21 protein-coding genes and 1 riboswitch are annotated in these 24,918 nt (G+C 67.7%); of the genes, 5 read left to right on the top strand and 16 right to left on the bottom strand.

The genetic code is table 11. From position 1 onward, the window contains the following. Positions 1-4: 4 nt before the first annotated feature. Positions 5-1,510, bottom strand: a complete 1,506-nt coding sequence (locus AC06E9_RS16240) for a CoA-acylating methylmalonate-semialdehyde dehydrogenase (protein WP_123731117.1) — start codon at positions 1,508-1,510, stop codon at positions 5-7. A gap of 111 nt (positions 1,511-1,621) precedes the next feature. On the opposite strand from AC06E9_RS16240, the gene AC06E9_RS16235 reads away from it, so the two are divergent. After that, positions 1,622-2,992, top strand: a complete 1,371-nt coding sequence (locus tag AC06E9_RS16235) for a helix-turn-helix domain-containing protein (RefSeq protein WP_121044267.1) — start codon at positions 1,622-1,624, stop codon at positions 2,990-2,992. 22 nt (positions 2,993-3,014) lie between these two features. On the opposite strand, the gene AC06E9_RS16230 is transcribed toward AC06E9_RS16235, so the two are convergent. The 12 genes from AC06E9_RS16230 to AC06E9_RS16175 form a co-directional block, all read right to left on the bottom strand. Then, entirely contained in the window at positions 3,015-4,904 is a 1,890-nt protein-coding gene (locus tag AC06E9_RS16230; RefSeq protein ID WP_478056412.1) for an RpoH suppressor, read from the bottom strand. Between the two features lie 144 nt (positions 4,905-5,048). Next, complete coding sequence (locus tag AC06E9_RS16225) at positions 5,049-5,585, bottom strand: lipocalin family protein (protein ID WP_478050211.1); 537 nt, start codon at positions 5,583-5,585, stop codon at positions 5,049-5,051. A 28-nt stretch (positions 5,586-5,613) separates the two neighbouring features. Then, positions 5,614-6,687, bottom strand: a complete 1,074-nt coding sequence (locus tag AC06E9_RS16220; protein ID WP_121044276.1) for a cyclopropane-fatty-acyl-phospholipid synthase family protein — start codon at positions 6,685-6,687, stop codon at positions 5,614-5,616. After that, positions 6,684-7,481: a DUF1295 domain-containing protein gene (locus AC06E9_RS16215; protein ID WP_121044279.1), complete on the bottom strand. Its 798-nt coding sequence runs from the start codon at positions 7,479-7,481 to the stop codon at positions 6,684-6,686. The genes AC06E9_RS16220 and AC06E9_RS16215 overlap by 4 nt, the downstream gene beginning before the upstream one ends. Then, on the bottom strand, positions 7,478-8,035 hold the full coding sequence (locus AC06E9_RS16210; protein WP_478056411.1) for a DUF2878 domain-containing protein: 558 nt from the start codon (positions 8,033-8,035) through the stop codon (positions 7,478-7,480). The genes AC06E9_RS16215 and AC06E9_RS16210 overlap by 4 nt, the downstream gene beginning before the upstream one ends. A 1-nt stretch (position 8,036) precedes the next feature. Beyond that, positions 8,037-9,293, bottom strand: coding sequence for a class I SAM-dependent methyltransferase (locus tag AC06E9_RS16205; RefSeq protein ID WP_478056410.1), 1,257 nt, complete (start codon positions 9,291-9,293; stop codon positions 8,037-8,039). Further along, the gene (locus AC06E9_RS16200; protein ID WP_123731109.1) at positions 9,290-10,057 is read right to left on the bottom strand and encodes a DUF1365 domain-containing protein; all 768 of its coding nucleotides are present in this window, start codon (positions 10,055-10,057) and stop codon (positions 9,290-9,292) included. Before AC06E9_RS16200 ends, AC06E9_RS16205 begins: the two co-directional genes overlap by 4 nt. Further along, the gene (locus AC06E9_RS16195; protein ID WP_478056409.1) at positions 10,054-11,334 is read right to left on the bottom strand and encodes an NAD(P)/FAD-dependent oxidoreductase; all 1,281 of its coding nucleotides are present in this window, start codon (positions 11,332-11,334) and stop codon (positions 10,054-10,056) included. The genes AC06E9_RS16200 and AC06E9_RS16195 overlap by 4 nt, the downstream gene beginning before the upstream one ends. A 1-nt stretch (position 11,335) precedes the next feature. Next, positions 11,336-12,295 carry an acyl-CoA desaturase gene (locus AC06E9_RS16190; protein WP_152152943.1) on the bottom strand — a complete coding sequence of 320 codons (960 nt, stop codon included), beginning with the start codon at positions 12,293-12,295 and terminating at the stop codon, positions 11,336-11,338. Positions 12,296-12,385: 90 nt separating this feature from the next. Then, entirely contained in the window at positions 12,386-13,171 is a 786-nt protein-coding gene (locus AC06E9_RS16185; protein ID WP_478056408.1) for an anti-sigma factor, read from the bottom strand. Further along, positions 13,168-13,737 (bottom strand): sigma-70 family RNA polymerase sigma factor, encoded by a 570-nt coding sequence (locus tag AC06E9_RS16180; protein WP_121044301.1) that lies wholly within the window; start codon positions 13,735-13,737, stop codon positions 13,168-13,170. Before AC06E9_RS16180 ends, AC06E9_RS16185 begins: the two co-directional genes overlap by 4 nt. A gap of 70 nt (positions 13,738-13,807) precedes the next feature. Next, positions 13,808-14,590 (bottom strand): hypothetical protein, encoded by a 783-nt coding sequence (locus AC06E9_RS16175; RefSeq protein ID WP_121044304.1) that lies wholly within the window; start codon positions 14,588-14,590, stop codon positions 13,808-13,810. Positions 14,591-14,693: 103 nt separating this feature from the next. After that, positions 14,694-14,927: riboswitch (cobalamin riboswitch) on the top strand. A 214-nt stretch (positions 14,928-15,141) separates the two neighbouring features. On the opposite strand from AC06E9_RS16175, the gene metE reads away from it, so the two are divergent. The 3 genes from metE (at position 15,142) to AC06E9_RS16160 (ending at position 18,878) form a co-directional block, all read left to right on the top strand. Next, complete coding sequence (metE, locus tag AC06E9_RS16170; protein ID WP_121044307.1) at positions 15,142-17,439, top strand: 5-methyltetrahydropteroyltriglutamate--homocysteine S-methyltransferase; 2,298 nt, start codon at positions 15,142-15,144, stop codon at positions 17,437-17,439. Between the two features lie 70 nt (positions 17,440-17,509). Beyond that, positions 17,510-18,199 (top strand): epoxyqueuosine reductase QueH, encoded by a 690-nt coding sequence (locus tag AC06E9_RS16165; protein ID WP_282262636.1) that lies wholly within the window; start codon positions 17,510-17,512, stop codon positions 18,197-18,199. A gap of 52 nt (positions 18,200-18,251) precedes the next feature. Continuing rightward, the gene (locus AC06E9_RS16160) at positions 18,252-18,878 is read left to right on the top strand and encodes a nicotinamidase (protein WP_478056407.1); all 627 of its coding nucleotides are present in this window, start codon (positions 18,252-18,254) and stop codon (positions 18,876-18,878) included. Positions 18,879-18,936: 58 nt separating this feature from the next. On the opposite strand, the gene purU is transcribed toward AC06E9_RS16160, so the two are convergent. Beyond that, positions 18,937-19,788: a formyltetrahydrofolate deformylase gene (gene purU, locus AC06E9_RS16155; protein WP_121044317.1), complete on the bottom strand. Its 852-nt coding sequence runs from the start codon at positions 19,786-19,788 to the stop codon at positions 18,937-18,939. A 74-nt stretch (positions 19,789-19,862) separates the two neighbouring features. Then, positions 19,863-22,535: a pyruvate dehydrogenase (acetyl-transferring), homodimeric type gene (gene aceE / locus AC06E9_RS16150; RefSeq protein WP_478056406.1), complete on the bottom strand. Its 2,673-nt coding sequence runs from the start codon at positions 22,533-22,535 to the stop codon at positions 19,863-19,865. Between the two features lie 224 nt (positions 22,536-22,759). Here aceE and AC06E9_RS16145 point away from each other — a divergent pair, with 224 nt between their 5' ends. After that, complete coding sequence (locus AC06E9_RS16145) at positions 22,760-23,692, top strand: LysR substrate-binding domain-containing protein (protein ID WP_183073836.1); 933 nt, start codon at positions 22,760-22,762, stop codon at positions 23,690-23,692. A gap of 51 nt (positions 23,693-23,743) precedes the next feature. On the opposite strand, the gene AC06E9_RS16140 is transcribed toward AC06E9_RS16145, so the two are convergent. Then, a complete protein-coding gene (locus AC06E9_RS16140) occupies positions 23,744-24,892 on the bottom strand; it encodes an NADH:flavin oxidoreductase/NADH oxidase (RefSeq protein ID WP_121044326.1) in 1,149 nt (382 codons plus the stop codon). Positions 24,893-24,918 lie beyond the last annotated feature (26 nt).

Raw genomic sequence — 24,918 nt, 5'->3', positions numbered from 1 at the left:
TTGCTTACTTCAGGCTGATGGTGGTGTTGACGCCATGACCCAGCGTCTCGTCATCGAACCAGCGCGAGGTGATCGTCTTGGTCTGGGTGTAGAACATCACCACCTGCTTGCCGTACGGGCCCAGGTCGCCGAGCTTGGAGGCACGCGAGCCGGTGAACGAGAACAGCGGCACCGGCACCGGGATCGGCACGTTGATGCCGACCTGGCCGACGTCGATGTCTTCCTGGAACTTGCGGGCGGCCGCACCGGACTGGGTGAACAGTGCAGTGCCGTTGCCGTTCGGGTTGGCGTTGATCAGTGCGATGGCGTCTTCGAGCGTGTCCGCTTCCAGGATCACCAGCACCGGCCCGAAGATTTCCTCGTCGTACACGCGCATGCCCGGCTTGACGCCAGCGAAGATGGTCGGGCCAACGAAGTTGCCCTTCTCGAAGCCATCGACCTGCGGGTTGCGGCCGTCGAGCACCAGCTTGGCGCCCTGCTCCACGCCCGAGGCGATCAGGCCTTCGACACGCTCACGCGCGGCGCAGGAGATCACCGGGCCGACATCGGTACCGGCGACACTGCCGCCGCTGACCTTCAACGTCTTGGCCTTGGCCACCAGGTCCGGCACCCACTCGCGCGCTTCGCCCACCAGCACCAGGGTGGAGGCGGCCATGCAGCGCTGGCCTGCCGCGCCGAAGGCGGCACCGACCATCGCGTTGAGGCTCTGTTCCTTGTTGGCGTCCGGCAGCACCACGGCGTGGTTCTTGGCGCCCATCATGCACTGCACGCGCTTGCCGGCCAGCGAGGCGCGGTTGTACACGTGGGTGCCGACGCGGGTGGAACCCACGAACGAAACGGCCTTGATGTCCGGGTGGTCGCAGATCGCGTTGACCACGTCTTCGCCACCGTGCACGACGTTCAGCACGCCCTTGGGAATGCCGGCTTCCAGCGCCAGTTCGACCAGGCGCATGGTGACCATCGGGTCCTGTTCGGACGGCTTGAGGATGAAGGTATTGCCGGTGGCGATGGCCATCGGGAACATCCACAGCGGAATCATCGCCGGGAAGTTGAACGGGGTGATGCCCGCGCAGACGCCGAGCGGCTGCAGCAGGGTGTAGGTGTCCACGCCGTTGGCCACGTTGTTGGCCAGCTCGCCGAGCTGCAGGTTGCCGATCGCGGCAGCGTGCTCGACCACTTCCAGGCCACGGAACACATCGCCCTCGGCATCCGGCACGGTCTTGCCCTGCTCGGCGCTGAGGATGTGGGCCAGCTCGCTCATGTTCTCGCGGATCAGCTGCTGGTACTTCAGGAAGATGCGCGCGCGGGTGCCGATCGGGGTCTTGCGCCAGGTCTTGAAGGCTTCCTTGGCCGAGGCGACGGCCGCGTCGACTTCACTGGGGGTGGCAAACGGAACCTGGGCCAGGACGTCCTGGGTGGCCGGATTGACCACGTTCTGCCACTGCGAGCTGGCCGATTCGATGAACTGGCCATCGATCAACATACGGATACGGGGCGCTGCAACAGTCATGGACAATCCCGGCGGGTCGAAAGTTGTTTGCATTATTCACAGTGCCATCCTCGATTTCCGGGCTGTATGCGCTTAATCTGGCCAATGCCCGCTACGATTTTTGTGAATTCTGTGAATAGCCAGCCCGTCCAACGCCAGATCGGCCTGCGCCTGCTCAAGCTGCGCGAGCAGCGCGGCTACAGCCAGCTGGCGCTGGCCAAGGCACTGGGGCTGTCGGCCAGCTACCTGAACCAGATCGAGCGCAACAAGCGGCCGCTGACCCCGGCGGTGCAGGGCAAGCTGCGCGACGTACTGGGCGACGTCAGCGAGCTGTTCGAGGTCGATGACCCCGGCGCGCTGCAGGAATCGCTGGGCGAGACCCTTCGCGATCTGGGCCTGGCCGATGTGAGCAGCACCGAGCTGCGCGCGATGGCGGGCAACCTGCCGCAGATCAGCCGTGCCCTGCTCGACCTGCACCGCCGCCACCTGATGCTGCGCGAGCATGCCGCCGCGCTGGAGTTCCAGCTGGGCGATGTGCATGCCGGGCAGGCGTTGCCCGCAGGCGACCAGGTCCGCGATTTCTTCAACCGCATGCACAACCACATCCCCGAGCTGGATGACCTGGCCGAGCAGTTGTTCGGCGAATGGGGGCTGGTGGCCGGGCATGTGGCGCCGCGCCTGCGCCAGCTGCTGGCCGACCGCCACGGCGTGCTGGTGGAAGTGGGGCCGCTGCAGGCCGGGCGCGAGAAGCGCGTCTACGATGGCGGCAGCCGCACCTTGTGGCTGCCCGATTACCTGGAGCCGGGCCAGCAGGCGTTCCAGATGGCGGCCGAGCTGGCCCTGCTCGGGTATGCTGCGCAGATCGATGCGGTGATCGCACGCGCGGGGTTCGGCGAAGCGGAGCAGATCGCGCAGGCGCGGATCGGCATGTCCAACTACTTCGCCGGCGCGCTGGTGATGCCGTATGCGCAGTTCCTGCGCGCGGCCGAGCACAGCGCGTACGACATCGATGCCCTGGCCCACCGTTTCGGCGTGGGCTTCGAGGCAGTCTGCCACCGCTTGAGCACGCTGGCGCGGCGTAGTGCACCGGGCCTGCCGTTCTTCTTCATCCGCGTGGACCGCGCCGGCAATGTCTCCAAACGGCATTCGGCCACCGATTTCCACTTCTCACAGGTGGGTGGCTCGTGCCCATTGTGGATCGTGTACGAAGCCTTCAACCAACCTGGGCGCGTACTGACCCAGACCGCGCGGATGCCTGACGGACGCCGCCACTTCTGGCTGGCGCGGCAGGTGAGCAGCGGCCCGATCGGGCATGGCCAGCCGCGCAAGACCTTCGCGGTGGCGCTGGGCTGCGATCTGCAGCACGCCGAGCGGTTGATCTACACGCGCGGGCTGGATATCCAGAGCCCGGGCAACTCGGTCTCGATCGGCCCAGGCTGCCGGGTATGCCCGCGCGAAGACTGCATGCAGCGCGCGTTCCCGCAGCTGCCGGGGCGGGGATGATGCGGCCCGGTGGCGGAAACCCTCAGTAGATCGGCGTCACCTTCATCTGCGGCAGCGGCCGTGGCGCACCGTCGGTGAGGTCCGGCCCGAGGTCTTCCCACGTCTGGCCCTGCTCGACCATGTGCCGCCACAACTGCTGCGATTCGCGGCGTTTGTCTTCCGAGCTCAGGCGGTAGGACGGCGGCACCGGCGTGCCGGTGGCCACACTTTGATACGCCGCTTGGTATGCCGCCACGCGTTGTGCGGGGTCATCGGTGCGCGCCACATCCAGCGTGTAGCGCTGGTAGGCCGAGGCCAGATTGCGCCAGCGGATCCAGTAGTGATTGGCGAAGGAGAAATCGCAGAAGCGCTCGCCGGCAATGCTGCCCTTGTCGGCGATGCGGCTGAGCACGGCCTGTGGCATGTCCAGGTTCATGCCGCCTTCGTCGCCCTCCAGCGCCACATGCACGATGCGATCGCGGTAGCCCGGCGCACGCGCCTGCAGCACATCGCGCCAGTTCTGCATGGTCGATACGATCGAAAACAGGAAACTGGACATCTCCGCCGCGGCCATCGGCTGCGCGATGGAGTGGTAGGTGCGTTGCCAGCCATGGCGGTTCTCGGTGGGCAGGAACACGGCCTGCTCCGCGCGCGCATGCGCGTCGCCGTGGGCCAGCACGCTGATCGCCTCGGCGTGGCGCGGATACACCAGATTGATCCCGAAGGTCGGCCAGCGTGGCAGGGCAGCGTCGAACAGATGGATCGGGAAGTTGCTGCTGATCCCGCCATCGGAGAACCAGCACACGCGGAAGGCGGTGATCACCGGACCACAGCTCTGGCCACCACTGGTGAGCCCTTCCATGCTGTCGGCCACGTTGGTGTTGTCGCGCGGGGGCTCGGCATCGGCCACCGGCTCACAGCGGCGTTCGCGACGGGCCGGCTCGTGCAGCGGCACCGCGCTGATCAGCAGCGGGAAGCTCAGGCTCATGCGCGTGGCGACCAGTACTGGCAGTTCCTCGCCATCGACCAGACGGTAGTAATCGCGCCCATCGACCCGCTCTGGTGCGCCGGCCCGTGCAACCAGCCACGCGACCACGCTGGCCGGGAACAGCTGCGCGAACTCCTCGCGCAGGAACCAGAAGTGCGCCGCGTTGAACGGCAGCGTGCGCGGCTCGCTGTGCGACACGCAGGTGGTGATCATCTGCAGCGTGATCGCGTGCGCACCGCTGGGCTCGCCGGGATAGCGTGGGGCCGTATGCAGATCGCCGAAGGTCAATGGCTGGTCATGCGGCTTGCCGGCCAAGGCCTGCAGCTGGGTATGCAGCCAATCCGTCAGCGCCGGCGCGGAGGCGTTCGGCTGGGTGCTGCCAGTGCACAGGCCCAGCAGGTTGCGGCGGGCGACGCGGGCAACGCGCAGCGCCGAGGCCAGCACGCCGGCCCCGTAGGCGCACAGCAGCGAGGGCAGCAACGTCGCCCAGATGCCATCAATGCCACCGGCCAGGTAACCGATGCCCAGCAGGCCGGCCAGCGACACCAGCACCTCCAGCGGCGCGATCGCGAATACCGCCGCGAGCAGACAGGCGATCTTGCGCAGCAGGCCGGCCTTGCCGGTGAGCATCACCAGCAGGCGATACGCGGTACGCGCGCCATATGCCGGCTGGAACAGACTGTGGATGAAGCCCTGCCGGGACAGCTGCGCCGAGACCTCGGCCAACCCCGGAAAGCCCACTGCCGCCGCGACCGGCTCACCGGCCTGGCGGCGCCGGTCGCCCAGCGCAGCCGCCGCTGCCACGGCGGCGGCAATGGCGCCGGCCGAGGTGCCGCCGATGCTCTTGAAGCGGTACTCGCGCGCCAGCGACAGCACCGCGTTGGGATACACGATGCCGCTGGTGATGCCGCCCTTCATGACCAGATCGCAGTACTTGTCCGCCACGTTGCCGTCCTCTGTCCGCCCGTGCGCGGCCGATCCGCACACTCTCCCCCGCTGTCCCTGCAACGATGCCCGGGCCGGGGAGGTCGATGACGACAGTATCGCCTGCGCGCTTCTCAGGGCCTGAGAAGCGCGGCACGGAACGGCTTATTCGGCCTTGCCGGACTGCGGCACGCGCCGCACCTGGGACAGGTCGTAACCGAGCGCGGCGATGCGGGTCATGGCCGCTTGGTAGTCGGCATCGGAGATGGTCGGGGTGCGCGCCATCAGCCACATGTAGTCGCGCTTGCTGCGGCCCACGATGGTCTGCTTGTAGTCCGGATCCAGATCCACGATCACGTACTCGGCCTGGATCGGCCAGATGAACTGCATGCCCCAGATCGCTCCGCCGGTGCCGTCCTTGACCGTTCCGACCGGGTGCATGGTCTTGATCGGAGCCTGGAAGCTGCCCTTGCGATAACGGAAGGTGGTCTGGATGCGGCCATCCGGACGCAGTGCGTAGGATTCCACCGCGTCGAACGCCTCCCGCTCGGGCCGGCTGGGGATATGCGCGATCACATACCAGTCGCCCATGAAACGCGGCACATCGACATGCGCCACGGGCGGGATCGGGCGGGTGTTGCCGCTGCAGCCGCCGAGCATCATGCCGACAACCAGCAGAGGAACGAGAGCACGGATCGACATGACGGCTTGCTCCAGTAACGTGGGGTGATCACGGGCGGTTGAACAGGTAGTGGGCGACCTGCCACTGCTGGCCCTGCTGGTAGCCGAACAACTCTGCACAGGCCATCCAGAACATGCGCCAGCGCTGGTGCCACAACGCAGCCGAGGCATCGCCGTAGGTCTGGCGCAGCACAGCCATCACGGCTTCTTTCTCGCGGTCCTGGTTGGCCAGCCAGTGGTTGGCGGTGCGCTCGTAGTGGGTGCCATCCAGCAGCCAGCGCTGCTGCAGCTGCAGGTGCTGCTGGAAGAACAGCAGCGTATCGGCCGCGGGCATCAGGCCACCGGTGAAGAAGTGGCGGCCCATCCAGTTGTCCTCGCCCTCGGTCTCGAACGGGTACATCAGCGTGCGGTGCACGAAAATATGCACGAACAGCTTGCCCTCCGGCCGCAGCCAGCGGTGGATGCGCTGCAGCAGCTGCGGGTAGTTGCGCATGTGCTCGAACATCTCGATCGAGACGCAGCGATCGAAGGTCTCCGCATCCAGCATCAGATGATTCACGTCACGGGTCAGTACGGTGACGTTGATCAGGCCACGTGCACGGCACTGGCCCAGGATGTACTCGCGCTGGCTGTTGGAGTTGGAGACGGCGGTGATCTGCGCGTTCGGGTAGCGCTCGGCCATCCACAGCGTCAGCGACCCCCAGCCGCAGCCCAGCTCCAGGATGTGTTGCCCATCGGCCAGCTGTGCGCGCTCGCCGTACAGCGCGAGCATCGCCTCTTCGGCTTCGTCCAGCGTTTCAGTGCCGGTGGCGTAGTAGCAGCTGCTGTACTTCAGGCGCTTGCCCAGGCAACGATGGAAGAATTCGGCCGGCACTTCGTAATGCTGGCGATTGGCTGCATCCACGTGCAGCGCGACCGCGCTGCTGGCCAGCCCGGCGATGCGTGCGGCAAAGCGCTGCGACTGGACCTGCTGGCCGCCCGCAAGCTCTTCGCGCAGGCGCTGCTCGCACTGGCGGCGGATGCCCAGCCGCAACAGCGTATCGGGCAGCAGCCCGCGCTCGGCCAGGCCGGTCAGGCCCGGTGCGTAGTCCGGCAGCGGAAGACGGTCACTGGCGACATTCATGGGGCAGATTCCTTGCGGGCAGACGAAGAACGGGAGGGGAACCACGGAAACAGCATCGGCGTGGTGCGTTGGTACTCGCGGTAATCCTCACCGCGCGAGCGCAGCGCCTGCGCTTCGGTGAAGGGAATGCCGCTGACCCAGCGCAGGAACACGTACATCACCAGCGGGCCGGACCACGCCAGCCACCACAACGGCGACTGCACGGCCAGCAGCACGTAGGTGAACCAGTGCAGCCATTCGAAGAAATAGTTGGGATGCCGCGAGTAGCGCCACAACCCATCGCGGCAGGTCTTGCCCTTGTTGGCCGGATCGGCGCGGAAGCGCGCCAGCTGACGATCCGCCAGCGATTCGCCACCCACGCTCAGCAGCCACATCGCCACGGCCGCGATCACCCAACCCCAGCCATGTGCTTCCGGATTCACCGACACCGCCACGAAGGGCAACGCGAACAGCACGATCAGCAGTGCCTGGAACTGGAAGAAGCCGAAGATCTTTCCCTGATGGCCGTTCCAGTGCTTACGTAGATGCTGGTAGCGACCATCCTCGGGCTCGCTGCGGACGCGGTGCCACAGGTGCAGCGCCAGGCGTGAACCCCACAGCCCGCCCAGCACCGCCAGCGCGATCCTCGGCATCGCCGCGCCATCGCCGAGCAGTGCGAGCAACAGCGCAGACGCGCCCACACCCTTGGCCCAGAGCACATCGACCACGCCGATGTTCTGGTGCCGGCGCTGCCACCACCAGCCCCAGGTCATGATCACGGCGGCGTACAGCCACACCACCCACAGCATCTTCATCGTGTGTCTCCTGGAGCAAGTGTGGCGAGGGGTACCGCACGTGTCTGCCAATGACGGGCGCACGCCGCAAGCACCGGCAATGCGATCGCCCAGCCCAGGCCGAGCAGCAGCACGCCGTGCCACTGCGGCGCGGCGAACACCACCGACGACCAGCCGCGCGCGGCGGACAGATATGCCAGCGGGGCCAGCAGCAGGCCAACCAGCGCTGCCGCAACCAGATGCCGCTGCAGCACCGCGAATGACACCGTGAGCGTCATCGCGAACGCGGCCCACAGCGCGAGGATCCAGACCGGGGCGATCCACGCGGGATCATTGCCGGCCGCGTACAGCACCCAGCCGGAGGCGCCGGCCAATCCATCAACGAGCAGCCCGCAGCCGAGCGCGACCAGCATCAGCCTGACTTCAACTGACGGCTGCGCGGACCAGACCAACTGAGTGCCCACGTAAACCGTCGTCGCCAACAGCGCGGGCCAGCGCAGCCCATGGCCGGCCCCGATCACCGCGCACAGCCAGACCAGCTGGTTGCCGATCACGTTGGCCCAGAAACGTGGCACCTCAGCCCTCCGCCGCAATCAGCGCGGGCCGGTAGCCCGGACGCGCCATCAGCAGGTGCGAGACACCGATGGAGCGCTCCCGGAAGCCACCTTCGCAGTAGGCCAGGTAGAACTCCCACATGCGGATGAAGCCCGCATCGAAGCCCTGTGCACGCACCGCCGGCAGCTGGGCCAGGAAGCGCTGGCGCCACGCGCGGAGGGTGAGGGCATAGGACGGGCCGAAATCATGCTGGCCGATCAGCTGCAGATCGCTGCTGCGGGTCTTGGCGGCGACGATGGCGTTGATCGAGGGGATGAAGCTGCCGGGGAACACGAAGCGCTTGATGTAATCGACGCTTCGCCGCGCCTGCTCGTAACGCTGGTCTTCGATGGTGATGGCCTGCAGCAGCGCCAGGCCGTCATCCTTGAGCAGGCGGGTCAGCGTGGCGAAGTAGGTGTCCAGGTACTGCGCGCCGATCGCCTCGATCATCTCGATGGACACCAGCTTGTCGTACTGGCCGTCCAGATCGCGGTAATCCTTGAGCAGCAGGGTGACCTTGTCCTGCAGCCCGGCCGCCTCCACCCGCTGCTTGGCCAGCGTGTACTGCTCCACCGAGATGGTGGTGGTGGTGACGTGGCAGCCGATATGGCGGGCCGCGTACAGCGCGAAGCCGCCCCAGCCGGTGCCGATCTCGACCACGCGATCGGCCGCAGTGAGCTGCAGCTGCTCGCAGATGCGGGCCAGCTTGCGCTCGGACGCAGCCTCCAGCGTGTCGTCCGGGCGGGCATACAGCGCCGAGGAATACATCAGGTCCGGCGACAGGAACAGCGAGAAGAACGGATTGCCAAGGTCATAGTGCGCGGCGATGTTGCGGCGGCTGCCTTCGCGCGTGTTGCGGCGCAGCCGGTTCCAGCCTTTCAGCAGCCAGCCGCCGATGCGCGCCGGGCCACCCTCCATGCCATCGAGCAGATCCCGGTTGCGCACCAGCAGCTGGACCAGCGCGACAAGGTCATCGCAGCGCCAGTCGCCGCGGATGTAGGCCTCGCCTGCACCCACGCTGCCCTGCGCGGCCACCGCGCGGTAGAAACCGGGATCGTCCACCCAGACCGTCACCTGGGGCGTGGCGTCCGGATCGCCGATCACCACATCGCCCACGGCATCGCGCAGCCGCAGCTGCCCGCCGCGCAGCGGTGCCAGCTGCGCCAGCAGGCGCCCGCGCAGGAACCCTTCAAGGGCGGACGGTTGCGGCACGGCCACCGCGCGTGTCATGTCGTTCATGGGGATTTTCCAGCAAGAGAAGGATGGTCGTGAACGGGGTTGCGCTTGAGCCACAGGCGCAGCGCCTGCCAGTGGATCGCGGCAACGACCTTGAGGGTCATCAGCGGGTAACGCAGCAGCACACCGGCCAGGCCACGACCGGTGAGCGGATGGCGCTGCATCACCAGGTCGGCATCGAACTGGCACACGCCCTCGCGCCACACCTGCATGTGCACGTGCAGGTCATCGCCCGGCGCGGTGAAGCGCCAGCGGTACTCGCAGTCCATCTGCATGAAGGGAGAAACGTGGAACTGCTTGTCGAAGGACCAGCACAGCGCGCGGCCCTGGGCATCGGCCTGGGCCACCGGCAGCACGTAGGCGTGGCGCTCCTTCCAGGGCGTGTTGGTGATCTCCGCCACGATGCTGTCCAGCGTGGTGCCATCGGCGGCGTAGCAGTAATAGAAGCTCACGGGGTTGAAGACATGGCCGGCATAACGCGGATGCGTCAGCAGGCGGATCGGCCCGGCGGGCGCGCGGCCCAAGGCCTCGGTGATGCGTGCGCGCACGGCATCGGCCAGCGGTTGATCCGGCGCGCCGAGATAGTCGCTGCGGCGGAACTCGACCACGTTGCGACGGCCCACCGACCACAGCCAGCGCCGCTCGAACAGGCGCGGAAGTTCATCCAGGTCCAGCAACAGCTGCGCGATCGGATAGCCGAACGCGTGCGCATGCGGCGCGTGCCGCCGATGGCGCATCCAGCCACGGTAGATCGCACTGGCGGTCATGCCGGCAGTGCCTCGGCCAGCGGCCAGTAGGACTCGGCATCCAGCGCCTGCAGCGCATCGACCACGCGGCGGGCGCTGCGGATGCCATCTTCGTGGAAGCCCCAGCCCCAGTACGCACCGGCGAACCAGGTTCGGCGGTGGCCCTGGATCTCGGCCCAACGCTGCTGGGCCCGCACCATCGCGTGGTCATGCACGGGGTGGGCGTACTGCAGGCGGCGCAGCACGGTGGCCGGATCGACCGCCTCGCTGCGGTTGAGCGTAACCACCAACGGCGTCGGCGTGTCGATGCCCTGCAGCAGGTTCATGCAGTAGCTGACCGTGCACGGTGCGAGCGGGTCGCGCGGCACATGCGCATTCCAGGCGGCCCAAGCCTTGCGGTCACGCGGCAGCAGGCTGGCATCGGTATGCAGCACCACCTCGTTGGGCTGGTAGCGGATCGCGCCCAGCACCGCGCGCTCGGTGAGGTCGGCATCGGACAGCAAGGCCAGCGCCTGGTCGCTGTGACAGGCCAGCACCAGTTGGTCGAAGCCTTCCAGGCCGGCAGCGCTGTGTACGCGCACGCCATGCTCATGCCGCTCCACGCCGAACACCGGGCACTCCAGGCGCTCACGCACCTGCCAGCGGGTGCGCAGTGCATCGACGTACCTGGCCGAGCCGCCCTGCACCACCCGCCACGGAGCGCGCCCGGTTATCTGCAGCATCTGGTGATTGGCCATGAACTGCACGAGGTAGCGCGCCGGGAAGGCGGCCAGGCTGGCCGTCGGCGACGACCACAGCGCCGAGGCCATCGGCAGCAGGTGTTCGTCGATGAAGGTGCGGCCGTAACGGCCCTGTGCCAGGAACTCGCCCAGCGACGGGCCTTCATCATCGCGCTCCAGCAGCGCCGGCGCCTCGCGGTAGAAACGGCGCAGGTCCCGCAGCATGCCCCAGAAGCGCGGCGACACCAGATTTCGGCGCTGGCAGAACAGGGTGTCCAGCGAGGTCGCGTTGTACTCCAGCCCGCTGCGCTCGCTGTGCACCGAAAAGCTCATCGTGGTCGGCTGCGAAGCCACCCCCAGCTCGTCGAACAGGCCGGTCAGCAGCGGGTAGTGGGCAGGGTTGAACACGATGAAGCCGGTGTCCACCGCCTGCGTGCGCCCATCGACCTCCACCTCATGCGTATGCGTGTGACCCCCGAGGTAGTCATTGGCTTCGAACAGCGTCACTTCATGCTGCTGGCTCAGCCACCACGCACTGGAGAGGCCGGCGATACCCGATCCGATCACGGCGATACGCATGTCAGTGCTCCGCCTTGGCCAGCACCCAGGCCGGCACGGGTTTGAGATCACGCACCAGCCCGAGCGCGGCCATCGCACGCAGGCCATACCAGGTGACATCCACTTCCCACCAGTAGAAGCCCTGACGCGCGGTGCCCGGGAAGAAGTGGTGGTTGTTGTGCCACCCTTCGCCGAAGGTCAGCAGCGCGAGCCACAGGTTGTTGCGGCTGTCGTCACCGGTGTTGAAACGCTGGCGGCCGAAGCGGTGCGCCAGCGAGTTGATCGTCACCGTGGCGTGGAACAGCACCACGGTGGAAATGAAGAAGCCCCACACCAGCATCTGCCCACCGCTGGTGCCCCACGACGGCGCGATACGCTCCAGCAGCGCACCCAGGCCAAACAGTGCCGCGGCCAGCGCGATCGGCACCAGCGTGTCGAAGCGGTCCAGCCAGCGCAGTTCCGGGTACTTGGCCAGATCGGGAATGCGTGACCAATCCGTGCGGAAGCCCTCCACCGTCAGGAACCAACCCATGTGGCTCCACCAGAAGCCATGCACCGAAGGCGAATGTGGATCGGCGGCGGTATCGGTATGACGATGGTGATTGCGATGATGCGCCGCCCACCACAACGGGCCGCGCTGCACGCTGGAAGCGCCGATCAGCGCGAAGATGAACTGCACGACCCGCGACGTCTGGAAGGTGCGATGGGAGAAGTAGCGGTGGTAGAAGGCCGTGATCGCAAACATGCGCACCGCGTACAGCGCGACCGCCACGCCGACCGCGACCCACGACACGCCCACCCAGATCACCGCCAGGCAGGCCAAGTGCATCGCCGCGAACGGGATGGCCCGCACCCAGTCCACCCGCTGTGGCTGGCCGGTCGCGGCAGCCGCATCCGTGCTGGTATCGAACCAACGCCACAGCGTGGCCCAGCGGCGTCGCTGTGCGGTGCGTCCTGCGTCGGGGGTGGGGCTGACCGACATGACTCGCTTCTCCTGAGGCGTTATCAGGAGATACGACAGAGCACGGCGTTTGGATGCACGGATCCGGAAAAAAACCGCGACTCCGTGCGATTACAGGTTGGCGATGTCGCCCTTGGCGATGATCGGGCCGGTCGGAATGCCTTGCGGCGCACCGGTCGACGGTTCCAGCGTGATCGCCAGCACCGAGCCGTTCACAAGCGCATCACGCAGCGTGTCCGGCACGGCAACAGTATGCGCGCGGTCGATGGAGACCAGGCCCAGCGAACGCGGTGCGCCGCCGGCCGGGATCAACCACAGCTCGGGGGCACGGCCGGCCGCATCGGCGGCGGCAGGTACCGGCACCATCAGCACCTTGCCCTGGGCCTTGTCGACTGAGGCCAGCCAGCCCGGCGTGCCATCGTCGTGCAACAGCGGCGTGACCGGCTTGGTGGCCTGCTCCGGCTCGGCCGGTGTCGTTGGCGTGGTCGGCGTCACCGCCACGGGCGTAGGCGAAGGCGCGGTCGGCTCCAGATCGCGGCGGCTGAACACCGCCACCAGTGCCAGCGCAGCAGCCAGCGCGGTCATGCCCTGCCAGAAACCGGTGCGCTGCCACACCCGAGGCGAGGCGGCCGTTGCGGCTGGCCAGCCGAGCGAGGTGCGGATGCGCGGCCACAGATGCGCGGGCACCGCTTCGGTACCGAGCGACTCGAGCAGGGGCGCAAGGCGGTTCTCCCACTGGGCCACCAATCGGGCGAAGCCGGGATCGCTGGCGATGCGGCGGTCAACCTCGGCGCGCTGGGCGGCATCGAGTACCCCCAGCACGTATTCGCCGGCCAGGATGTCGGCGCTCGGCGGCTCGCCGTCGTCTTGCAGATCGTGGAGGTCGCGAACGTTCATCGTTCCAGGCACACCCGCAGTTGACCCAGCCCGCGGCGGATCCAGCTCTTCACCGAGCCCAGCGGCGAACCGATGCGGCGCGCCAATTCTTCATAGCTCGCGCCATCGAGGAAGGCCAGCCGGATCAAGGATCGCCGGCGCGGTTCCAAGGTTTCCAGGCACGCCTGCAGGCGCTCGTGGTCGGAGGCCTGCTCGGCGGCAAAGGCAGGCTGTGGCGCGAGATCGGGAATCTCCTCCGCCACCGACAGATCATCCAGCACGCGCGGCGGCGCGGCGCGCAGGCGGTCGATCGAGCGGTTGCGCGCCAGCATCGACAGCCAGGTCATGGCCGCCGCCTTGGCGCGGTCGAACTGCGCCGCCTTGTTCCAGACCGTGGTGAAGACGTCCTGCAGTACCTCTTCGGCATCGCCGCGGTCGCGCAGCACGTGCAGGCAGATCGCGAACAGGCGGCCAGAGGCCAGCTGATAGACCGATTCGAAGGCCTGGCGATCGCCAGCGGCCACCCGGGCGAGCAACTCGTCCAGACGGTGGGATGCGGCGGTGGCGGCAGCGTCCAGCTCGGGCATCGCAGGCTCAATGTCGATAACGGGCGTATCGGCATCGTCCTTGCTTGCGAGGCTGGCTGCAAGGGGGCGCTCAGGCACCGCATGTCTTCACCAGCGGCTGCGTACGCGCGGCGGACAACTCTGCCGCAGGCGTGGCAACGGGAGCCGCCGGAAACTCGACCCGCACCTGCGGGTACTTGCCCTTCTCATCGCGGACGTTGCCGGTGCCGGTGAACTGCAGCAGCCGCTGGTCCGCGGTGGCATAGACCAGGGTGACCGGGGGCACCGCGAAACCGAACCACGCATCGAGCTTCATCTGCAGCTGCTCGGCCGGTTGACCCTGCCAGGTCACCGCACCCGTGCGTTGCACTTTCAGCGGCACCAGGCGCTGACGGCTGGGCAGCAGGAACTGGAACGCCACGCTCTGCCCCGCCTGCAACGCCGCCCAATGGCTGCGCACCGCCGCGTCGAAACCGGCATCCACCACCGCGCCCGGCGGAACCGCGATGGCGCGGCTGAATGTCGGTGCCTGCGCGCTGGCACGGACCGATACCTGGCGGGTAGCGGCACCGCCGCGCACGCCTTCCTGATACCCATCGCGGCCATCGTCCAAGGTGAAATCAGGCGTCTGCGGGCTGCCCTGCGGGGTCATCCACTTGCGCGCAAACGGGCGCCCATCGCTGCAGCGGTACAGCACCAGCCGCGACTGTGCGCTTGCCGGCCCCTGCAGCCAATGGGTCTCGCGGTAGAGCAGGCGCCCATCGGCGGTGGCGTACGCGCGGCCTTCCTGGCGCTGCACGGTCTGCGCGGCGGCACTCACGGGGGCGGCGATCACCGACAGCAGCAGGATCAGGCAGGGCAAGGGCTGGCGCATGGGGGTCCAAACGGGCGGGCTTGCAGGGAGATACGCAGTTGACGGTGGTTTGGATGCAGTGGGGTGAATCGGGCAGACGACTTGACCATCGCTCGCCTTCGGCCTACCTTGTGCTCGCCGAAGGTATCCATCGCTTCATGCAGATGAAGGGATGGATTTAAACGGGAATCCGGTGAAGGCGCCTCGCGCGCCCATTCCGGAGCTGCCCCGCAGCGGTGAATGGAAACGACTCCTGCCAACAGCACTGGGCCTTCGCGCCTGGGAAGCGGCAGGTACTAGGTGGGCGCCCGCGCCCGTGTCCATCAGCCCGAATACCGGCCCCGGCCGGAGGACATGACCGTCCTCCGATTCGACCTGGAACGTCCGCGGGGAGGTTGCCGGGGTCTGCCGCCATGCCGCCTGCATGGCGCTGCCCCCGTGCGTCCGCTTCACGGCATCCGGTTCGCCCGCGGGGGCGAAGGTCGCTGGCGGGGCGGAACGGGCTGCAAGGCCCCGGACGGCGCGCGGTTCCTTCGTTCCTCAATGCCCCTACGCAATGAGGACACGTTCCAATGACCACTGTTACCAATTTGGGTTTTCCGCGCATCGGCGCCAAGCGCGAACTCAAGCGCGCGCTCGAAGCCTTCTGGTCCGGCGAGAGCAGCGCCGCGTCGCTGCAGGACACCGCGGCCGAGCTGCGTGAACGCCACTGGCAGCTGCAGCGCGAGGCCGGCGTGGATGTGCCGCCGAGCAACGATTTCAGCCTGTATGACCAGGTGCTGGATGCGGCCTTCCTGTTCGATGCGATCCCGACCCGCTACCGCGCGCTCGCCGATGCCGAGCCGCTGAGCGGCTATTTCGCGATGGCGCGTGGCCTGCAGCGCGATGGCATCGACCTGCATGCGCTGGAAATGACCAAGTGGTTCGATACCAACTACCACTACCTGGTGCCCGAACTGCACGCCGGCCAGACCTTCACGGTGCGCGGCGACAAGCCGCTGGCCGAATACCGCCAGGCCAAGGCGCTGGGGATCGAGACCCGTCCGGTGCTGATCGGCCCGGTGACCTTCCTGCGTTTGTCCAAGACCACCGACGGCAGCAACGCACTGGACCTGCTGGATGCACTGCTGCCGGTGTATGTGCAGCTGCTGGGCGAGCTCAAGGCGGCCGGCGCGGCGTGGGTGCAGCTGGATGAGCCGCTGCTGGTGCAGGACCTGGACGAGGCCACACGTGCTGCCTACGAGCATGCCTACGCGGTACTGGCCCAGGCTGCCCGCCCCAAGGTGCTGGTGGCGACGTACTTTGGTGCGCTGGAGGACAACCTCGCGCTGGCCGCCTCGCTGCCGATCGATGGCCTGCATGTGGATCTGGTCCGTGCGCCGGAACAGCTCGATGCGGTGATCAAGGCGCTGCCGGCCGGTCGCGTGCTGTCGGCCGGGCTGGTCAACGGCCGCAACATCTGGCGCACCCACCTGGACAACGCGCTGGTGCTGGCGCGCTACGCGCACGGCCATGTCGGCAGCGATGCGCTGTGGCTGGCGCCGTCGTGTTCGCTGCTGCATACCCCGGTCGATCTGGACCACGAAAAGAAGCTCGATGACGAACTGCGCAGCTGGCTGGCGTTCTCCCGGCAGAAGCTCGGCGAGCTGCGCGTACTGGCCGACGCGATCGATGCACCGGCGCGTGCCGAAGCACCGCTGGCTCATTCGCGTGCGTGCATCGAATCGCGCCGTCGTTCGCCGCGCGTGCACAACACGGCCGTCGCCGCGCGCCTTTCCTCGCTGACCCCGGCCGATGCACAGCGCCACAGCCGCTACCCGCAACGCCACCTGGCCCAGGCCGCCGCGCTGAAGCTGCCGCGCTTCCCGACCACCACGATCGGTTCGTTCCCGCAGACGCTGGAGGTGCGTGAGGCGCGTGCCCGCAACAAGGCCGGCAAGCTCTCCGATGCGGACTACGATGCGTTCCTGGCCACCCAGACCGAGCACTGCGTGCGCGTGCAGGAGCAGATCGGGCTGGACGTGCTGGTGCACGGCGAGTTCGAGCGCAACGACATGGTCGAGTACTTCGGCGAGCAGCTCGATGGCTTTGCCTTCACCAAGAATGGCTGGGTGCAGAGCTACGGCTCGCGCTGCGTGAAGCCGCCGGTGATCTTCGGCGATGTGACCCGCCCTCAGCCGATGACGGTGCGCTGGTCGCAGTACGCGCAGTCGCTCACCCAGCGGCCGATGAAGGGCATGCTGACCGGCCCGGTGACGGTGCTGCAGTGGTCATTCGTACGCGACGACCAGTCCCGCGCGGACACCTGTCGCCAGATCGCACTGGCCCTGCGCGATGAAGTGACCGACCTGGAAGCGGCCGGGATCGGCGTGATCCAGATCGACGAGCCGGCGATCCGCGAAGGACTGCCGCTGCGCCGCGCGCAGTGGCGCGAGTACCTGGACTGGGCAGTCGAAGCCTTCCGGATCAGTGCCAGCGGCGTGCGCGATGCGACCCAGATCCACACGCACATGTGCTATTCCGAGTTCAACGACATCATCCACTCGGTGGCTGCGATGGACGCGGACGTGATCTCGATCGAAACCTCGCGCTCGCGCATGGAGCTGCTGGATGCCTTCGTGCGCTTCCAGTATCCCAACGAGATCGGCCCGGGCGTGTACGACATCCACTCCCCCCGCGTACCCGACAAGGCCGAGATGCTGGCACTGCTGCGCAAGGCCGCCGAGGTGCTGCGTCCCGAGCAGATCTGGGTCAACCCGGATTGCGGCCTGAAGACCCGTGGCTGGCCGGAAACCCGTGCCGCGCTGGAAGCGCTGGTGGCCGCCGCGCGCGAACTGCGCGAGGAAACCGCGGACGCCAACGCCGCCTGATCCGACCCTTGTAGACCGCCCCAAGGACCCCATCGCCGCCGTTGCCGGCGGTGGGGTCGACGAGAAACGCATGAACCCGCATGACCTGACACCGATCGACCGCCCGACCCTGTCCCTCCCCGACGGCCACACCAGGCTACTGCTGCATTCCTGCTGCGCGCCGTGCTCGGGCGAAGTCATGGAGGCGATCACCGCCTCCGGCATCGACTACACGATCTTCTTCTACAACCCCAACATCCACCCGGTGAAGGAATACGAACTGCGCAAGCAGGAGAACATCCGCTTCGCCGAGAAACATGACGTGCCGTTCGTCGACGCCGACTACGACACCGACAACTGGTTCGCCCGCGCCCGCGGCATGGAGAACGAACCCGAGCGCGGCATCCGCTGCACGATGTGCTTCGACATGCGCTTCGTGCGCACCGCGCTGTACGCGCACGAGAACGGCTTTGCGGTGATCAGCAGCTCGCTGGGCATCTCACGCTGGAAGGACATGAACCAGATCAACGATTGTGGGCACCGCGCCGCCGCACACTACCCGGGCATCCAGTACTGGGATTACAACTGGCGCAAGGGCGGCGGTGCCGCGCGGATGGTGGAGATCAGCAAGCGCGAGCAGTTCTACCAACAGGAATACTGCGGCTGCGTGTACTCACTGCGCGACGCCAACCGCCACCGTCGCGAGACCGGCCGCGAGCGGATCAAGCTGGGCGTGCTGTACTACGGCGACGGGACCTCGAAGCAGGGCGACGCCGACTGACCGTTGCGGGGGCGTCGGTTAGACTGGACGCCCCCACAGCCGTGAAGCCGCCATGAGACGTTACCCCGCCGATGTCGCGTTGGTCGTGATCGACCTGCAGCCGGACTTCATGCCTGGTGGCGCACTGGCCTGCGTGGACGGCGATGCGATCGTGCCGGGCATCGCCGCGGTGCTCGCCGAGCGCCATTACCGCACCGTGGTGGCGACCCAGGACTGGCACCCGGCCGACCACGCCTCCTTTGCCAGCCAGCACCCGGGGCATCTCCCGTTCGAGGCGATCCTGCTGCACGCGCAGCCGCAGACGCTGTGGCCGGACCACTGCGTACAAGGCAGCGACGGCGCCGTGCTGCATCCGGGCGTGGACTGGACCGTGGCCGACCTGATCCTGCGCAAGGGCACCCGGCGTGAGGTGGACTCGTACAGCGCGTTCCGCGAGAACCATGGTCCTGACGGCACCCGCCCGGCGACCGGCCTGGCCGGGTGGCTGCACGAACGCGGCATCCGCGAGGTGCACGTGTGCGGTCTGGCGCGCGATTACTGCGTGTTGTGGAGCGCGCAGGATGCGGTGAAGTCCGGGTTCCGGGTGAAGTTCCATTGGGACCTGACCCGACCGGTGACCGAGACCAATGATGGGATGGTGCGCGAGGCGTTGGCCAAGGCGAAAATCGCGCTGATCTGACGGGCGAGTCAAGGCGCCGGCCGGAACGGCGTACCGACCAACGGTCGGTACCTACCGGTCAGCGGAAGACGACGGTGCGATGCCCGTTGCGCAGGATGCGATGCTCCACATGCCGGCGTACCGCGCGCGCCAGCACCTGCGATTCGGTGTCGCTGCCCAGCCGCACCAGATCGCGCGGCGTCATCGCGTGATCCACACGCGCGACGTCCTGCTCGATGATCGGGCCTTCGTCCAGATCCGGGGTCACGTAGTGCGCGGTGGCGCCGATGATCTTGACCCCGCGCGCGTGCGCCTGGTGATACGGCTGCGCGCCTTTGAAGCTGGGCAGGAAGCTGTGGTGGATGTTGATCGCGCGCCCGGCCAGCGCCTCGCACAGGCGCGGCGACAGAATCTGCATGTAACGCGCCAGCACCACCAGGTCGATCTGCTCGCGCTCGACCAGATCGATGATCTGCTGCTCCTGCACGGCGCGGTTGTCCGCGTTGACCGGCAGGTGATGGAACGGCACGCCGTAGGAGCCGGCCAGGGCAGCGAAGTCCTCGTGATTGGAGGCCACCGCCGCGATATCCACCTGAAGCTGCCGGCTGTGCGCGCGGAACAGCAGGTCGTTGAGGCAATGCCCCTGCTTGCTCACCAGCACCAGCAGGCGCGCACGACGGCGGGCGTCATGCAGCTGCCAGTCCATCCCGAACTCGGCGGCCAGGGTGGCCATGCGGGCTTCCACGTCGCCCAGTGACTGCTCGGCGGCACGGTCGAAATGCACGCGCAGGAAGAACCGGCCGCTCTCGTCGTCGCCGAACTGCTGGGCATCGAGGATGTTGCAGCCCAGCTCGAACAGCAGGCCGGACACACGGTAGACGATCCCGGTACGGTCCGGGCATGACAGGGTGAGGATGGAATCGGGGCGCATCCGGCCAGTGTAAGCGAGCACCGCCGGGCTGCGGTCGATGCTCTCAGATGCAACCAAGGGCAGTGGCCCAGCCCCTACACCGCCGCCGGGTCCACCTTCTCCACATCAATGCCGTACCGGTCGATCGCCACCTGCAGCTGGGCCCGTTCGATCCGGCCCTCGTCGGCCAGCGACTTGAGCGCGGCGAGCACGATGAAGTGGCGATCCACTTCAAAGAACGTACGCAGTGACTCGCGCGTATCCGAGCGGCCGAAGCCATCGGTGCCCAACGCAGTGAAGCGGCGGCCGTCGATGAAGGGCCGGATCTGGTCACCGACGATCTTCATGTAGTCGGTGGCCACGATCACCGGGCCCGGGTGCGCGGCCAGGCATTGCTGCACATATGGCACCCGCGGCTCCTCCACGGGGTGCAGCAGGTTCCAGCGCTCTGCCGCCAGGCCATCACGGCGCAGTTCGGTGAGGCTGGTGGCGCTCCACACATCGCTGGCGATGCCGAAGTCCTGCTGCAGCAGCGTGGCCGCGGCTTCCACCTCGCGCAGGATCGCGCCACTGCCCATCAGCTGCACGCGCAGCGCCGGGTCGCTGTCGGCGGCAGCGGGATGCAGCAGGTACAGGCCCTTGAGGATGCCTGCTTCGCTGCCTTCGGGCAGTGCCGGGTGCGGATAGGCCTCGTTGAGCACGGTGATGTAGTAGTAGATATCTTCCTGGTCCACGTACATCCGGCGCAGGCCGTCCTGGATGATCACCGCGAGTTCGAAGTTGTAGGTGGGATCGAAGGACACACAGCTGGGGATCACCGAGGACAGCACGTGGCTGTGGCCGTCGTCGTGCTGCAGGCCCTCGCCCATCAGCGTGGTGCGGCCGGACGTGGCGCCGAGCAGGAAGCCGCGGGTACGTGCATCGGCAGCCGCCCAGGCCAGGTCGCCAACGCGCTGCAGGCCGAACATCGAGTAGAAGATGTAGAACGGAATCGTGGCCAGGCCGTGGTTGCTGTACGCGGTACCGGCGGCGATCCACGAGCAGATCGCGCCGGATTCGTTGATGCCCTCCTGCAGGATCTGGCCGTCCTTGGCTTCCTTGTAATAGCTCAGCTGGCCGGCGTCCTGCGGGGTGTACAACTGGCCGAGGTAGGAGTGGATGCCGATCTGGCGGAACAGGCCTTCCATGCCGAACGTGCGTGATTCATCGGGCACGATGGGAATGATCAGCTTGCCCAGTTCGGGGTCCTTGAGCAGCGTGGTGAGGATGCGCACGAAGCCCATCGTGGTGGACTGGCCACGTTCGCCACTGCCCTGCAACTGGGTGGCGAACGCCGACAACGCCGGCACCGGCAACGGATCGACGTGGGTCACCCGCGCGGGCAGCTGGCCGCCCTGGGCCTGGCGACGCTGCGCGAAATAGCGCGCCTCGGCACTGCCCGGCGCGGGGCGCAGGTACGGCATGTCTTCCAGCTGGTCGTCGCTGACCGGCAGATCGAACCGGTCACGGAACGCACGCACGGCATCGACGCTCATCTTCTTGAGCTGGTGATTGATGTTCTGCCCTTCACCGGCCTCGCCCATGCCGAACCCCTTGACCGTCTTGGCCAGGATCACGCTCGGGCGACCATTGCCGGCGACGGCCTGCGCGTAGGCGGCGTACACCTTCTGCGGATCGTGACCGCCGCGGGCGAGCGCCCAGATCTCGTCATCGCTCAGGTCCGCGACCAGCGCCAGCAGTTCGGGATACCTGCCGAAGAAATGCTCGCGCACGTAGGCACCGTTCTGCGACTTGAAGGTCTGGTAGTCGCCATCCACGCATTCCATCATGCGCTGGCGCAGCAGGCCGGTGCGGTCCTTGGCCAGCAGCGCGTCCCAGCCGCCGCCCCAGATCACCTTGATGACATTCCAGCCGGCGGCGCGGAAGGTGCCTTCCAGTTCCTGGATCACCTTGGCGTTGCCGCGCACCGGGCCATCCAGCCGCTGCAGATTGCAGTTCACCACGAACACCAGGTTGTCCAGGCGCTCGCGGCCGGCCACCGAGATCGCGGCCAGCGATTCGGGCTGGTCCATTTCGCCATCGCCGAGGAACGCCCAGACCTTGCGGCCCTGGTGCTCCTTCAACCCGCGGTATTCCAGGTAGCGCATGTAACGCGCCTGGTAGGCGGCGGTGAGCGGACCCAGCCCCATCGAGACGGTGGGGAACTGCCAGAAGTCCGGCATCAGCCGCGGGTGCGGATACGAAGAAAGACCCTCGCGATCGGATTCGCGGCGGAAGTTGTCCATGCGTTCGGGCGCGATGCGGCCTTCGACGAACGCGCGGCCGTAGATGCCGGGCGCCGAATGCCCCTGGATGTAGATCATGTCGCCATCGAAGGTGTCGGTACGGCCACGGAAGAAGTGATCGAAGCCGACGTCGTACAGCACCGCCGCGGACTGGTACGTGGCGATGTGGCCACCCACGTTGGAGTGCTTGCCGGCGCGCAGCACCATGACCATCGCGTTCCAGCGGATCATCGCGTTGAGGCGGCGCTCGATGCCGAGATCGCCCGGGTAGGCGGGCTGGCGCTCGACCGGAATGGTGTTGGTATACGACGTCCAGACGCGGCCATGCAGATCACCATGGCGGGCCGTGTCCAGCTCGGTCAACTGGTCCATCAGGTAATGCGCACGCGACCGGCCGGCGGCGTGGATGACCGCCTCCAGCGACTCACGCCATTCCTGGGTTTCCTGCGGGTCGATATCGAGGGGGGCGAGCGCTGGGTTCATGTGCATCTCCGGGGAAGGCGGCCAGGCCGTGCGCAGGACGCGACGGCAGCGGGGGCGGCACAGCGCGGACGCGGCGTCGCCCGGGCAACAGAGCCGGGCGAGCGGGCAACCTGGCGGTTGCGGGACAGGCACGATAAGCAGGGGGCCGCAGGGCGGGTAGACCGGATGGACTTGGCGCTTTATAAAGAAATTCTTTCCAATGGAGCGCGAGAATGGCGGCCAGCATGAACATTCTCCAGTCAATCCGCAGCTTCATCCGGACCGCCGACGCCGGCAGCCTGGCCGCAGCCGCGCGCACGCTGGGGGTCAGCCCGGCAGCGGTCGGGCAGAACATCGCCCGGCTGGAGGCCCATCTGGGCGTGCGCCTGCTCAACCGCACCACCCGTACCCTGGCCCTGACCGAGCGCGGTGCGCTGTACCTGGCCCAGGTGCGCCACATCGAGCGCGACCTGCAGCGCGCCCAGGCCGCCGTGACCGACCTCGATGCCACGCCTGAAGGGCGGCTGCGGATCGCCAGCAGCACCGCGTTCGGCCGGCACGCGCTGGCCCCGTTGCTGCCCGCGCTGCAGGCCCGCTTCCGCCGCCTGGCGATCGAGCTGCTGCTCACCGACCGCAGCGTCGACCACGCGCACGAAGACGTGGACGTGAGCATCCGGATCGAACCGCAGCTGGAGGAAGGCCTGGTGGCCCGGCCGATCGCGCAGGTGCCGTTCGTGTTCTGCGCGGCACCGTCGTATCTCGCGCGGGCCGGCGTTCCGCTCACACCGGAGGCGCTGCGCGAGCATCGTTGCCTGCTGCTGCGCTACCCGCTGGATGGGCGCTATCTGCCGTGGGGCTTCGTACGCGACGGCATGCGCTTCGATGCCGAGGTGGCCCCGGCGCTGGTCAGCGACGACATCGATGCGCTGGCCGCGATGGCGGTGGCCGGCGGCGGCATCACCCGGCTGGCGGCATTCGTGGCCGCGCCCTATCTCGCGCGCGGCGAGCTGCAGGCGCTGTTCGAACCCGGCGATGCGCAGAGCACCCAGGCCTCACCGGAGCCGATGCGGTTGTTCCTGTGCGTCAGCGATCGCCGTGATCTGACCCCGAAGGTGCGGGCGCTGATGCAGCACATCATCGAGGGGCTGCCGCCGGCGTGGCGGGTGGATGCCGGCTGAGGGCAGGCTCACCCGGGATGCCGGCCAGCGGCCGACACTCCCTTCCGCGTGTCAGCGTTCCGGCGCGATGAACACACCGCGGGCTTCGCGCGGTTCGCAGCGCAGGTACTGCGGTGCCGGAGCCACCGAATCGCCCAGTGCCGCGGCGGCATGCCACGGCCAGCGCGGGTCGTAGAGGATGCCGCGGGCCAGCGCGATCGCATCGGCATGACCATGGCGCAGGATCGATTCGGCCTGCGAGGGCTCGGTGATCAGGCCCACCGCGATGACCGGCATGCGCAGCTTGTGCGCCTTGATCGCCTGCGCGAACGGCACCTGGTAGCCCGGCGACAGCGGTATCTGCTGGCGCGGGTCGTTGCCACCGCTGGAGACATGCAGGAACTGGCAGCCGCGCGCGTCCAGCACATGCGCCAGGGTCGTGGTCTGCTCGATATCCCAGCCGCCGGCCACCCAGTCGCTGGCGGAGATGCGCACACCCACCGCGATGCGATCGGAGACGGCCTCGCGCACGGCATCGAACACGCGCACCAGCAGGCGCATGCGGTTCTCCAGCGAGCCACCGTACTCATCCTCGCGGCGGTTGCTCAGCGGCGACAGGAACTGGTGCAGCAGGTACCCGTGCGCGGCGTGCAGTTCGATCAGGTCCATGCCGACGCGTTCGGCGCGACGGGCCGCAGCCGCGAAGGCTTCGACCACCGCATCGATACCGGCCAGGTCCAGTTCGGTCGGCGTCGGATCGGTCTTGGCGAACGGCAGCGCAGACGGCGCGACCGTGGGCCAGGCACGCGGATCGGATGGGTCCATCGCACCGCCACCTTCCCACGGCTTGTTGACCGAGGCCTTGCGGCCAGCGTGACCCAGCTGCACGCCCAGCGGCATCGGCGACCACTGCTTGACCGAGGCCACGACCGAGGCCAGCGCGGCTTCGGTGGCGTCATCCCACAGGCCCAGATCGGCCCAGCTGATGCGGCCTTCCGGCAGCACGGCGGTGGCTTCCAGGATCAGCAGGCCGGCGCCGGACTGCGAGAGCTGCCCGAGATGGATGCGGTGCCAGTCGTTGGCAAGGCCGTCGACGCAGGAGTACTGGCACATCGGCGCGATCACGATGCGGTTGGGCAGGGTCAGCGGGCCGAAGGGGATGGAGGAGAAGAGCTGGCTCAAGGGGGGAACTCGGGAAGAGGAAATGTAACCGGGCGCCATTGCACTCCTGTGCGGCGGCGGAGGCA

The sequence above is a fragment of the Stenotrophomonas sp. Steno-Z10-BAI genome (genome assembly GCF_056393115.1).
This window is presented reverse-complemented; position numbering and strand designations above follow the sequence as displayed.